At 53.9% G+C, this 13,159-nt stretch carries 11 protein-coding genes; 7 read left to right on the top strand and 4 right to left on the bottom strand.

The window, feature by feature from the left end:
* Positions 1-49: 49 nt before the first annotated feature.
* The 3 genes from araA (at position 50) to ACAW75_RS24130 (ending at position 4,070) form a co-directional block, all read left to right on the top strand.
* Positions 50-1,540: an L-arabinose isomerase gene (gene araA, locus ACAW75_RS24140; protein WP_370731349.1), complete on the top strand. Its 1,491-nt coding sequence runs from the start codon at positions 50-52 to the stop codon at positions 1,538-1,540.
* 128 nt (positions 1,541-1,668) lie between these two features.
* Positions 1,669-3,210 (top strand): alpha-N-arabinofuranosidase, encoded by a 1,542-nt coding sequence (locus ACAW75_RS24135; RefSeq protein WP_370731348.1) that lies wholly within the window; start codon positions 1,669-1,671, stop codon positions 3,208-3,210.
* A 161-nt stretch (positions 3,211-3,371) separates the two neighbouring features.
* Positions 3,372-4,070 (top strand): L-ribulose-5-phosphate 4-epimerase, encoded by a 699-nt coding sequence (locus ACAW75_RS24130; RefSeq protein ID WP_370731347.1) that lies wholly within the window; start codon positions 3,372-3,374, stop codon positions 4,068-4,070.
* Positions 4,071-4,189: 119 nt separating this feature from the next.
* Here the strand turns inward: ACAW75_RS24130 and ACAW75_RS24125 are convergent, their stop codons facing one another.
* Positions 4,190-4,546 (bottom strand): nuclear transport factor 2 family protein, encoded by a 357-nt coding sequence (locus ACAW75_RS24125; protein WP_370731345.1) that lies wholly within the window; start codon positions 4,544-4,546, stop codon positions 4,190-4,192.
* 159 nt (positions 4,547-4,705) lie between these two features.
* On the opposite strand from ACAW75_RS24125, the gene ACAW75_RS24120 reads away from it, so the two are divergent.
* Entirely contained in the window at positions 4,706-5,458 is a 753-nt protein-coding gene (locus ACAW75_RS24120) for a porin family protein (RefSeq protein WP_370731343.1), read from the top strand.
* Positions 5,459-5,502: 44 nt separating this feature from the next.
* Here the strand turns inward: ACAW75_RS24120 and ACAW75_RS24115 are convergent, their stop codons facing one another.
* Positions 5,503-6,450, bottom strand: a complete 948-nt coding sequence (locus ACAW75_RS24115) for an NAD-dependent epimerase/dehydratase family protein (RefSeq protein ID WP_370731342.1) — start codon at positions 6,448-6,450, stop codon at positions 5,503-5,505.
* Positions 6,451-6,568: 118 nt separating this feature from the next.
* Between ACAW75_RS24115 and ACAW75_RS24110 the strand changes: the two genes are divergently transcribed.
* Positions 6,569-6,856 (top strand): hypothetical protein, encoded by a 288-nt coding sequence (locus ACAW75_RS24110; protein ID WP_370731341.1) that lies wholly within the window; start codon positions 6,569-6,571, stop codon positions 6,854-6,856.
* A 142-nt stretch (positions 6,857-6,998) separates the two neighbouring features.
* On the opposite strand, the gene ald is transcribed toward ACAW75_RS24110, so the two are convergent.
* On the bottom strand, positions 6,999-8,129 hold the full coding sequence (gene ald / locus ACAW75_RS24105; RefSeq protein WP_370731339.1) for an alanine dehydrogenase: 1,131 nt from the start codon (positions 8,127-8,129) through the stop codon (positions 6,999-7,001).
* 186 nt (positions 8,130-8,315) lie between these two features.
* Here ald and ACAW75_RS24100 point away from each other — a divergent pair, with 186 nt between their 5' ends.
* Both ACAW75_RS24100 and ACAW75_RS24095 read left to right on the top strand, forming a co-directional pair.
* Positions 8,316-8,774, top strand: coding sequence for an Lrp/AsnC family transcriptional regulator (locus tag ACAW75_RS24100; protein ID WP_370731338.1), 459 nt, complete (start codon positions 8,316-8,318; stop codon positions 8,772-8,774).
* A 181-nt stretch (positions 8,775-8,955) separates the two neighbouring features.
* Complete coding sequence (locus ACAW75_RS24095; protein ID WP_370731337.1) at positions 8,956-10,671, top strand: beta-helix domain-containing protein; 1,716 nt, start codon at positions 8,956-8,958, stop codon at positions 10,669-10,671.
* 132 nt (positions 10,672-10,803) lie between these two features.
* Here ACAW75_RS24095 and ACAW75_RS24090 read toward each other — a convergent pair whose 3' ends face one another.
* On the bottom strand, positions 10,804-13,092 hold the full coding sequence (locus ACAW75_RS24090; RefSeq protein ID WP_370731336.1) for a GH92 family glycosyl hydrolase: 2,289 nt from the start codon (positions 13,090-13,092) through the stop codon (positions 10,804-10,806).
* Positions 13,093-13,159 lie beyond the last annotated feature (67 nt).

The raw sequence follows: 13,159 nt of genomic DNA, 5'->3' as shown, positions 1-13,159 counted from the left end.
CCAACGTACCCACAACACAATATTTTTCATTCTACAATACTCATTATCAATGCCTAATCTAAAACAGTTCGAAATTTGGTTCGTTACGGGTAGCCAGCATCTATACGGCGAAGAAACCCTGCGGCAGGTAGATGCCCACTCGCAGGTGATCGCCGAATTTTTCGACAAAGCCGATGCCATGCCGGTGCGGGTCGTGTTCAAACCCGTGGTGAAAACGCCCGACGAGATTTATGCCCTTTGTCAGGAAGCCAACGTAGCGCCAAACTGCGTAGGGATCGTGACCTGGATGCACACGTTCTCGCCCGCCAAGATGTGGATTCGCGGGCTGACGGTGCTGAAAAAGCCGTTGCTGCACTTGCACACGCAATTCAACCGGGATATTCCGTGGGGCGAGATCGACATGGATTTCATGAACCTCAACCAGTCGGCGCATGGCGACCGGGAATTTGGGTTCATCATGTCGCGTATGCGCCTCAACCGCAAAATCGTAGTTGGTTTCTGGCAGGAAGAAGCCGTTGTGCAGAAAATCGCCTCCTGGACGCGGGTAGCCGTGGGCGTTCACGAACTGAAGACCCTGAAGATCGTTCGTTTCGGCGACAATATGCGGCAGGTGGCCGTGACCGATGGCGATAAAGTAGCCGCCGAAATGACTTTCGGTATGTCGGTCAACACGCACGGCATTGGGGATCTGGTGGCGGTGATCAACCAGGTGACCGACGCCGAGGTTGACCAGCTGGTGACGGAATATACCGACAGCTACACGCTGATGAACTCGCTGCTGAAAGGCGGTGCCCAGCACGAATCACTGCGCGATGCGGCTAAGATTGAAATTGGCATGCGGGCGTTTTTACAGGATGGTGGCTATGGTGCCTACACCGATACGTTCGAGGACCTGCACGGCATGAAGCAACTGCCCGGTATCCCGTCGCAGCGATTGATGGCCGAGGGTTACGGTTTCGGTGGCGAAGGCGACTGGAAAACGTCGGCGATGGTACGTGTGATGAAAGTGATGGCGGCCGGTTTGCCAGGTGGTAACTCGTTCATGGAAGATTATACCTACCATTTCGACCCGTCGAATCCGCTGGTGTTGGGCTCACACATGCTCGAAATCTGCCCCAGCATTGCCGTGGGCAAGCCTACCTGCGAGATTCACCCACTCGGGATCGGCGGTAAAGCTGACCCGGTTCGACTGGTGTTCAACGCCCCGGCTGGCCCCGCCATCAACGTATCGCTGATCGATATGGGCAACCGGTTCCGGCTGCTGGTGAACGAAGTCGATGCCGTCGCTGTGACCGAAGCCCTGCCCAAACTGCCCGTTGCCCGCGCCCTCTGGAAACCCAAACCCGACATGGCCACGGGTTGCGCCGCCTGGATTCTGGCCGGTGGAGCCCACCACACGGTCTTCAGCCAAAACCTGACCACCGACCAGATCGAAGACTTCGCCGACATCTTCGGCGTAGAACTCGTTGTGATCGATGGCAGCACGAACCTGCGTCAATTGAAAAACGAACTCCGCTGGAGCGAAAGCTATTACCGGTAAGTACGCTGCTTTTTGCTGTAGGCTTCGTGCCGGAATGGCTTCGCTAGTGGAAGGGCCGCGCGGCAGCAATACGCTAACAACTACGCAGTAAGCAACGTACCTACAACCAAGCCACTTTCCTTCTCCTCATGAAAAAACAACTCCTGACCATTCCCTTAGCCTGTCTGTCTTTACTGGCGGCGGCGCAGAATAAGGTGACGATCAATGCCGGTGACGGCAAGACGATCATCAATAAACACATCTATGGCCACTTCGCCGAGCACCTCGGCCGTTGCATCTACGATGGCTTCTACGTAGGCGAGAACAACAAGACGATCCCGAACAAGAACGGGGTACGTCTTGACGTGGTTGATGCGCTGAGGAAGATGAAAATTCCGAACCTGCGCTGGCCGGGCGGGTGCTTTGCCGATACCTACCACTGGAAAGACGGCATTGGTCCCAAAGCCAAACGCCCGTCGATTGTGAATACCTGGTGGGGTGGCGTAACGGAGAACAACAGCTTCGGTACGCACGACTTCCTGAACATGTGCGAACTGCTGGGCACCGAGCCGTACCTGGCTGGAAACGTCGGGAGCGGCACGGTGCAGGATCTGACCGAGTGGGTGCAGTATGTCAACTTCGAGAAGAACAGCCCCATGTCGAACCTGCGGCAGCAGAACGGCCGCGCAACGCCCTGGAACGTGAAATACTGGGGCGTTGGCAACGAAGCCTGGGGCTGTGGCGGTAACATGAAACCCGAGTATTACGCCAACGTGTACCGGCAGTACAGCACCTTCATGAACCCGCAGGTGGGCAAGGAAAAAATCTTCCGCATTGCCTCGGGCGCCAGCTCCGACGATTTCAACTGGACAGAGACGCTGATGAAGAATATTCCGATCAATATGGTCGAGGGGGTGGCCATGCACCACTACTCGACATTTGGCTGGGACCCCGGCGTGAAAGGATCTGCTACCGATTTTACTGAAGCACAGTATTTCCGTACCATGCAACAGGCGCTGAAAATGGATGAATACATCCAGAAACACTCGGCTATCATGGACAAGTATGATCCGCAGAAAAAAGTAGCGCTGGTGGTCGACGAGTGGGGCGCGTGGTACGAAGTAGAGCCGGGCACCAATCCGGGTTTCCTATACCAGCAGAACACCATGCGCGACGCAATTCTGGCCGGGGCTACGCTCAATATTTTCCATAACCATGCCGACCGGGTACGGATGGCGAACCTGGCGCAGGCCATCAACGTGCTGCAATCGGTGATTCTGACGAAAGGGGAGAAGATCATTCTGACGCCGACATATCACGTGCTGGAAATGTACAACGTTCACCAGGATGCCACACTGTTACCTGTTGACCTGAAAACGGACGACTATGAAGTGGGTAAAGACAAACTGCCCGCCGTGTCTGCTTCAGCCTCGCGCGACAAAGCGGGTAAAGTACACATATCGCTGGTGAACCTGAACCCGAACAAGTCGCAGGAAGTAACGGTGAACCTGAAAGGCATGACCGCCAAAACCGTAACAGGCCGTCTGCTGACGTCGGCTAAAGTGCAGGACCACAACACCTTCGATAGCCCGGCGAAAGTAAAGCCCGCTGTTTTCAATGGTGCCAAACTGAACGGCGACGAACTGACGGTGACCCTGCCAGCGGTGTCGGTAGTTGTGTTAGAAATGTAAAAAGAGGGAGGAAGGGAGGAAGGGAGAAAAGGAGGAATGGAGGAAAGGGCTGCTTTCGCACGGTAAGCTACGCGTGAAAGCAGCCCCTTCTTCCCCTTTTTCCCTTTCCTCCATTCCTCCCTTCCTCCTTTCCTTCCTCCCTTTCCTCCCCTTCCTCCCTTATGTATAAATCCCTGCAAGAAGAATGTTACGAGGCCAATATGCAGCTCCCGAAGCTGGGGTTGGTGCTCTTTACGTTTGGCAACGTGAGCGCGGTCGATCGGGACCGGGCCGTGTTTGCCATCAAGCCAAGCGGTGTTGACTATGCCAAACTAACCCCCGCCGACATTGTGATCTGCGATTACGACGCGAAGGTGGTGGCAGGTACGTTCCGGCCGTCGTCAGATACGAAAACGCATGCCCTGCTCTACAAAACATGGGATGATATCGGCGGTATTGTACACACGCACAGCACCTACGCCGTAGCCTGGGCACAGGCCGGGATGGATATTCCGATTTTCGGCACCACCCACGCCGACCACACCCACCGCGACATTCCCTGCGCTCCGGCCCTGACCGATGAAATGATCCAGGGTGATTATGAATACGAAACGGGGAATCAGATTTTCGGTGTGTTTGCCGATAAAGGGCTAAACCACAAGGAGATGGAGATGGTGCTGCTGCAGAACCACGGGCCGTTTACGTGGGGGAAAACGGCCGAAAAAGCCGTTTACAATGCGGCTGTTCTGGAAGAACTGGCTCGCATGGCGTACCTCACGCTCCAGATTAATCCCAACACCCCCCGCCTGAAGGACACGCTTTGCCAGAAACACTACCAGCGCAAGCACGGCGCCAATGCCTATTACGGGCAGGGATGTTAGCTAGGGTTGTTGAGGATTGAGTTTGTGCAATTGCTTCGCGTGCGGGCCCTGAGCCTGTCGGGGATCGCGGCGGCGAACCGGCCTGGTCGAAGGGCCCGCACGCGAAGCAATTGCCGCAACTATTCCCCTATTCGCTCGATAGCCATCCGGCGAATCAAGCCGTTTTCGATAGTATAGACATGGTAGACCGTCTCATCAATAAGGATGGTGCCGCTCAGGTCTTTGATGAACTGATGAACTTCCGTTCGCACCCGGCCATCGTCATCAACGGTAAACGAAAGTGGCTCAACGTGTGGGTTGATGAGGGTCCACTGTCGAGTCCAATAGGCGCGGATGCCCTGATGCCCGTAGACATAGCCGCCTTCCATGCCATTCGGCCATTCAACATCCGGTTGCATCAGTGCTAAAGCCCCGTCGATGTGGCGCTGATTAAAATTAAGGTAAGCCTCCTTTAGGAGTTGTTCGTGTGCTTGCATCTGTCTTCGGTGGAAACCGTTAAAGGAAAGCCCAAAAATCTGGGCAATCAGCAATATTGCTTGTCAGCCTGAATTGAGATTTTGTCGGTTTAAACTAATGCTGACGTTGCAACGGAATTGATTGTTCATGGGTCTATTTCATCAGCAACCTGGTGCCCTATGAAAAATAGCTATACACTTCTTTTTTTGTTGACTACTTCTACGTTATTAGCCCAAACTCCCACACGTCCTCAGGTATACGTGCGGGCGGGAGTAGGCACTAGCCTGGTGAACTCGACTGGACAGGGCGTAGTCATGCTGAGCCAGCAGTTTCAATACGAAACAGATTTACTGCTAACAGGAACTGGCAATGCATTGAGCTTAATGACACCTACTGTAGGTGCTGGTTTCTCAATTGATATGAATAAGCATTTTACCATTGGTGCTGAATTGAACGTGGAACAAAAAGGCGCACGGGCAACTACTGATAGGCTTGTTACCTATTGCACTGGCGGTAATTGTGGAATTGTCTACCATCCTCCAACGTCAATTCCTGCCGTAGGTCAGGCAACCACTCGCTTGACGTACCTGACCTTGCCCATTTTGGCCAGTTACCGCTTAGGCAAAATTTCACTATTGGGCGGGCCCTGCCTGAACCTGAAACTGGCCGAGCGCCAGAAAGGCAACTACCAATTTTTAGTGAATAATGCTTACAACTCCATCACTTATTTTGATATGCAGTCCAGCCAGTTTAACACGTTTCACTTTGGACTTATAACAGGCCTTGCCTATGCGCTGACTCATCGTTTTAGGGTTGACCTCCGTTATAGCCGAAGTCTGGCGCGATCTGCCTCCAGCAATAACGTACCTCTGCCATCGCTTAGCCAAACGGCACAAGTGAGCCTGCGCTATACTATAAACGACTGGCCATGAGTATTTTGTAAGTCATACAAAGACTAGACGTATGACGTGAAAATTTATAAGCCAATTCCTCCCAGCGCCGCTACCGTTTCTTTTACAGCGGCGGCATTAGTGGTGGGCGTGTAGTTGAACGCGGTGTTGAACTTGGCGGAGTCGAAAAAGTAGTCGCGGTCGTACTGGTAACGCATTTCATACATCTCTTTCAGGATGGGCACAAACAAACCCAGTGTCCAGAGGCCCCAGCCTGGTAGTACCTGAACGCCTGCCGGTGCGGTTGATGTGGGCATTTCCTGCGTAAACAGGTTAGCCCATTCCTGGCCGGTTGGTGGTATCGGATCGACGGGGAGGTTCCAAATCTGGTTGTAGGCCGTGGCGGCGTTACCCAGCATAACCGTGCCGAGGCCCAGGTCGGGCGTATAGCCGGTCGAGTGTATTCGATTAGCATCGCAAAACCACTGGGCCTTTTTGCCTTTCACCAGGTTATCATAGATCAGGTTCATGGTGATGCTGGTTTGCCGGCTCGTTGGTCCGAAAAAGTCGGGAGCACGGGCAATGATGGCGTCAAGCTTGCCTTTCTCAACGGCTTCCAGCACATACCGGTCAACCGCCGCCCGGACGTCCCCTTTTTGGCTACAAGGGCTCATCGGCGACGACTCCGTGATGTGTCTGACGTTATCACCACCAATGGCGTAGATGTTGTCGAAGAAGACCAGTTTGCACTGATGTTGGCTACACGCGTCGACCACGTTTTTGATCAATGTCGGCCACTTTTCCTGCCAGAGTTTGGTCTTGTATTCGTAGCCAACGGTCAGGTAGGCGACATCGCTGCCTTCAACGGCCTTCAGCACCTGCGCCGGGTCGTCCAGATTGGCAGGAAAGAGTATGTCGGCATCGTTGACTTTTTTTGGAGTCCGGCTCACGAGCCGGATTGTATCGGTGTAGTTGGTAAGGGCTTTAGCCACTTCAATGCCGATAGCTCCACCGGCGCCTAGAATTGTTTGCATATAACTGCGGTTTTAGGAACGTACCTGACTGATTGGCAGGTACGTGCTTTGTAGCGCAAGCTAGAGAAAACCGCTTATTACCAATACACGTATTTAGTTAGTAGTCTGTATTTTGCTTATGAACCTCGATCAATTCACCGCCTCGTTGCAGGACAAAACACCCCCTGCCGATCTAAACCCAATTCTGACAGCGCTCTGGCATGATGCCCGGGGCGAATGGGCGGCGGCTCACAACATTGCTCAGTTACAGGAAGGGACACCTTCATACGATCACCTTCATGCCTATTTACACCGGAAAGAAGGTGATGCTTTCAACGCCGGTTACTGGTACCGCCGCGCTGGCAAACCCGTTTTCAAAGGAAGTTTACGGGATGAATGGCAGGACCTGGTCGGGACGTACCTGTGAGAGGTAGCGCCGAGGCCCGAGCTTCAGTAGGCACATAACTATTTCACTACCAAAGCCCGAGCTTCGGCGCTACATCCCAGCCACAAAAAAGGCCGCTCCCAGAAGGGAACGGCCTGCGTTCGTCGATGAATTAGTAATATCGTTAGTCCAGAATTTCTTCTGTCAATAAGTCGTCTACATGAACCAGTGGTAGTCCCCAGGCATCGGCAACGCCTTTATACACCACTTTGCCTTCAACCACGTTGAGGCCCACTTTCAACTCGGCATTGTCGCGGCAGGCTTTCAACCAGCCTTTATTGGCCAACTGAAGCGCATATGGAAGCGTAGCATTCGTCAGGGCAAGCGTGCTGGTGTACGGAACCGCGCCGGGCATATTGGCAACGCAATAGTGTACAACGTCGTCGATGATGAACGTCGGGTTCTCGTGGGTAGTGGGGCGGCACGTTTCAATGCAACCACCCTGATCAACGGCCACGTCGACCAGCACGGTGCCGGGCCGCATCAGTTTCAGCATATCGCGGGTGATCAGGTGCGGGGCTTTTGCGCCTGGGATCAGCACGGCGCCAATGATCAGATCAGCCGTTTTGATTTCTTCCCGAATGCTGTATTCGTTCGACATCATCGTGTCGACGTTGGCCGGCATCACGTCGGCCAGGTAACGCAGCCGGGGCAGGCTAACATCCATCAGCGTCACGTGTGCACCCAGGCCTGCTGCCATGCGGGCTGCCTGTGTACCTACGATACCACCACCCAGAACAAGCACTTTTGCTGGTTTCACGCCGGGTACGCCACCCAACAGGATACCGCGGCCCTGCTGTGGTTTTTCGAGGTATTTGGCCCCTTCCTGAATCGCCATCCGCCCGGCAACTTCCGACATCGGAACCAGCAACGGCAGGCTGCGGTCCGTTTTTTCAACGGTTTCGTAAGCCAGGCAAACGGCCCCTTTTTCGATCATCGCGTGCGTCAGTTCTTCCGACGAAGCGAAATGGAAATAGGTGAACAACAGTTGGTTCTCCTTGATCAGCGGGTACTCCTGCGCAATCGGCTCCTTAACCTTGATAATCATCTCGGCAATGCCGTAGACTTCATCAATGGTTGGCAACATGATTGCACCAGCCCCGATGTATTCGTCATCGTTGAAGCCGCTACCCACCCCGGCGTTGACCTGCACATAGATCGTATGCCCATGCTTACGCAGTTCGGCTACACCCGCCGGCGTTAAAGCCACGCGGTTCTCGTTGTTCTTGATCTCTTTAGGGACGCCAATGACCATGCGGTTTCTGAAGTTGAGAGTGCTCTGTGTTAATACTTACAAAACTAAAAAATCAACTACTGTTTTCTAGTATTAGTTATTTATTTGGGAAATTTCACTTATATATGGTGCTTTATTAGGATAATATTCTTTCTGACCCTTGTTTTGACATTCCCGACTATTCATTTTTCCGTTCGCCGACTTCATATGGAGCTTGATAAGATTGACCGGGCCATTCTGACCCAGTTACAAGCTGATGCACGACTGACTATTCAGGAAATAGGACAGCGCATCAGTTTATCGAAAACACCTGTTCATGAACGGATCAAACGGCTGGAACGGGAGGGCGTGATTGACCGGTACGTTACCGTGCTCGACAAACGGAAAATCGGTAATCCGCTGACCGTTTTCTGTCAGATTACCCTCGATAAGCAGACTGCCGATACGTTTGCGGGGTTCGATCGGGCCGTTCTTGATCTGCCCGAAGTGCTGAGCTGCCACCTGGTGTCGGGTACGTTCGATTACCTGATCCATGTTATTGTGCCTGATATGGATGCCTACAACCAGTTTTACCGTGAACGGCTGTCGGTCATTGTCGGCATTGTGCATATCAGCAGTTTTTTCGTCATGGCCGAGATAAAAAGCACCACGGCCATTCCGATCTGATGGCCGTGATACGTAGTAAAATAGACTAATTCGGGGAATGGCTATTATCCTATGGAGGAAATGGATCGTTGGATAACATTCTACAGTAGGCTATATACTAGATGTATACGTTTGTCGTACTTGCAGTTGACAGGGGCTGTATGGATCGGCCCACTCATTCATCTACGTTATACTTCTTTTCATGAAAACTTCTCCATGGCGGCTTCACGCCTTCTGGCTGGTTTTTGGGCTGTTGGCCTTCTTTGCAGCTTGTAAAAATCCGGGTCCTGAGCCAACGCCCACGCCTGTAGTGCCAACGGTAACGAGCATCGATCCGGCATCTGCGCCGGTGGGCAGTACCATTGCCATCAACGGAACAAATTTCAGCACAACGCCCGGCAGCAACACCGTTAGTATTGGTGGCGTTGTCGCCACTGTCGTATCGGCCTCAGCGACGCGGCTGGTGGTTACGGTACCTACAGGTGCCCAAAGCGGGGCTATTGCAGTAACGGTAGGCGGCACTACGGTGCAAAGCACTACTTCGTTCACAGTATCGCCCAAGCCTTTGAAACCGGTAGTTGAACTATCGGGCACTCTATTCCGCAACCGCAACCTGTCGAAAGATACGATCTATCTGCTGCGGGGTTTTGTCTACGTGGCCGCCAATTATACCATGACTATTCAGGCGGGTACGGTGATCAAAGGAGGCAGTGCAGACCTTGACCCAACCGGGCAGAGTAACGCAGGTACGTTGGTGGTCGAGCGGCTGGGTAAGCTGATTGCCAACGGCACCGCTACCGAGCCGATCATATTTACATCGAATAAACCGGCTGGGCAGCGTTTTCCCGGCGATTGGGGCGGTGTAGTGTTGATTGGTAAATCGCCCACCAACCGGCCGGGGGCAACCCTCTACTTTGGTGGCGTTCGGGGTAATGCCGAGACCTATAACGAACCGGAAGATAATAGCGGCTCGCTGCAATACGTACGGATCGAGTATGCCGGCACAGGGCAGCGCGGCACGCCGAATGGTAAACTGGCTGGCCTGACGCTCATCGGCGTCGGCACGGGTACGGTGATCAACCACGTGCAGGTGACCCAGAGCAGCGGCGACGCCTTTGGCTGGTTTGGTGGTACTGTACCTGCTAAATACCTGGTTGCCAATCGCACTACCGACGACGACTGGAGCACCGATTGGGGCTATACGGGCCAGGTACAGTTTGGTGTGGCCCTGCGCGATGCCACCGTGGCCGACCCATCGGGTAGCAATGGTTTTGAGTCGCAGAATTACGATCCGGGCGAAAACGCCGACGGCACACCACTGACCCGTCAGAATGGATTACCACAAACGGCCCCGGTTTTTGCCAACATGAGCAATTTCGGCACCAGCACCACGCCTACGGCCATCTCGGCGGCCAATGCCTTGACGGGCTATTACCAGTCGGGTATTTATTTGCGCCGCAATACGGGGATTAGCCTTTACAACTCGCTGGTTTACGGCTACCCGGAAGGGATTCGTATTGAAGGTACCCTGGCGGGCATTGGCACCAGTCTGACTAGCACGGCCGGCATTATTGACCTGCGCGGCAACGTGTTTGCCAACACACTATCGCCGGTTGTAGGTGGTGCGGCCATCACCGATGCTGTAGCAAACACGTACCTGACCACGGCGGCGCGCCAGAACCAGATCGTTAGCTCAGGCGACATCGGCGCACTGATGCTCAACTCGGCGAACTTCAGTACGTCGGCTCCCAACTTCCTGCCGCAGACGGGCTCAACCCTGTTAGGCGGCGCGGTGACCGGTGGCAAACTGACCGGCTCGTTCTTTACACAAACAACCTACCGGGGTGCGTTCGGCGCTGATAACTGGATCGCTGGCTGGACGAATTTCAATCCGCAAAACACGGATTACGACCGGTAGGGTTAAAAGGTTCTACTATCAAAAAAGGCTCTCCGCTTACGTGGAGGGCCTTTTTTGATTATATCTGCTGTTGTTGCTTTCGCCTAGTCGAAGGGCTAGGCGAAAGCAACAACAGCCCGTATCAACCCGCGCCTACTTCTTCGTCGGCTTGGCGCTCATGTAGAAGGTGAGCTTGCCGCCTTTCAGCAGGTCTTCGTGGGTAATAACCGGCTGAGACAGCGTTGCTCCGTTGAAGACTACCTTCGAGACGTACACGTTCTTGTCGCTCTGATTCAGGGCCTCGATCGTTAGCGTCTGCCCATTCTCCAGCGTTAGTTTGGCGCTTTTAACCAGTGGGCTACCCAGCGAATAATCCGTCGAGCCCGGTGCTACGGGATAAAAACCCATGGCCGAAAACAGGTACCAGGCACTCATCTGTCCGCAGTCGTCGTTACCGCCCAGGCCGTCGGGTGTCGGTTTGTATTGCATGCGGAGAATCTGCCGAATACGTTCCTGGGTGCGCCAGGGTTGCCCGGCCCAGTTATAGAGGTAGGCAATGTGGTGGGCGGGTTCGTTGCCGTGGATGTAGCCGCCAATGATGCCCTCGCGGGTGATATCTTCCGTTTCGGCGAAAAACTTGTCGGGCAGGTGCATGGCGAACAAGGTATCCAGCCGGGCGGCAAATTTTCTGGGGCCGCCCATCGTCGCTACCAAAGCCGTTGGATTCTGTGGAACGAAGAAGCTGAAGTTCCACGAATTGCCTTCAATGAAGCCCTGTCCGTCGGTACTGAATACGTCGAATGCCGGTTTGAATGAACCATCGGCCAGGCGCGGACGCATGAAGCCGATAGCCGCATCATAGACATTTTTCCAGTTCTCTGAGCGTTTCAGGTACGTGGCATACACAGCCTGCCGGTTCAGTTTCTTCGCCAGTTGGGCAATGCACCAGTCGTCGTAGGCATATTCGAGCGTATTCGACACCGACGTGCCATTGGCCGTTGCCGGTATGTAGCCCCGATCAATGTATTCGCCGATGCCTTCATAACTCCGGTGATTCGACGTGGCAATACAGGCGTCGAGGGCCTGATTCGGGTCGCCTTTAAACACGCCTTTAACCACCGCGTCGGCCAGCACCGAGACGCTGTGGTAGCCGCTCATGCACCAGTTGTCGTTGGCGTAGTGCGACCAGACCGGTAGCATGTTCAACGTACTCTGCTCATAATGTTTCAGCATCGACTGCACCATGTCGTTGTTTCGGGCGGGCTGCATCAGGTTGAAGAAAGGGTGCAGTGCGCGGTATGTATCCCAGAGCGAAAAGGTGGTGTAATTGGTAAAACCGCTGGCCTGATGCACGCCCTGATCCAGCCCTTTATACTGGCCATTGACGTCCATGTAGGTAGTCGGGTTGATGAAGGCGTGGTACATGGCGGTGTAGAAATTCACCTTGTCATCCTCGGCCGCGTCGATCTGAATCTTGTTCAGTTCCCCATTCCAGGCGGCCTGTGCCTTGTTTTTTACCTGCTCAAAATTCCAGTGAGGAATCTCGGCCTGCATGTTGGCCAGCGCGTTTTCCTGACTAACCGGCGAGAGTGCCATTTTCAGTTTAACCTGCTCGCCTTCGTTCGTATCGAAGTCGAAATACATACGGACCCGCTTGCCGGCAATCTCGGGGAAGTTGCGCGTCTGATCAAATTTGCGCCAGAAACCCCGATACACCTGCGCCTTGTCCAGGTTTTTCTGGCCGTAGGCTTTAAACGGCTTCGAGAACGACAGGGCGAAATAAACCGTTCGGGTGCGTGCCCAGCCGTTGGTTTGCCGGTAGCCCGTGATCAGCGTGTCGTTCACCACCCGCACAAACGTCCAGACGGTTTTGTCGTCGTAATTGTAGATACCCGCGGCCAGGTCCAGGATGATGTGCGACTGGTCGGATTTGGGAAACGTATACTGATGAAAACCTACCCGGTCAGAAGCCGTTAGTTCGGCCATAATGTTGTGGTCGTCGAGTTTGACCTTATAGTAACCGGCCTGCGCCACTTCATTCGCGTGTGAAAAAGCCGACCGGTAGCCCGTTTTCGAATCGTTGGCCACGCCGGGGTTGAGCTGCAACGTACCCTGGGTGGGCATGATCAGGAAGTCGCCGAGGTCTGAATGGCCGGTGCCGCTGAAATGGGTGTGGCTGAAACCCACAATGGTCTTGTCTTCGTACTTGTAACCCGCGCAGTAGCGGTACACATCGCCATTGTATTTTCCATTAACATCGTACGGGAGCGTATCGGAATCGGGGCTAAGCTGAACGGAGCCGAACGGCGTGGTGGCTCCCGGGTACGTATGCCCCATTTTCTCGGTGCCAATCAGCGGATGCACGTAGGGGACCAGATTCTGTTGAGCGAAAGAGAGCAGGCACAAACCCTGCAAGAGAAAAAGACAGCATAACTTGATCATGTTTCAAGGTATGCTCATTTGCCGAATCTGCGGCTTGACAGGACACAAAAAGTGTCAAATGGCTCAA

Source organism: Fibrella arboris (assembly GCF_041321095.1).
Taxonomy (GTDB): domain Bacteria; phylum Bacteroidota; class Bacteroidia; order Cytophagales; family Spirosomataceae; genus Fibrella; species Fibrella arboris.
Note: the sequence above shows the minus strand (reverse complement) of the source record. Positions and strands in the feature narration are given on the sequence as shown.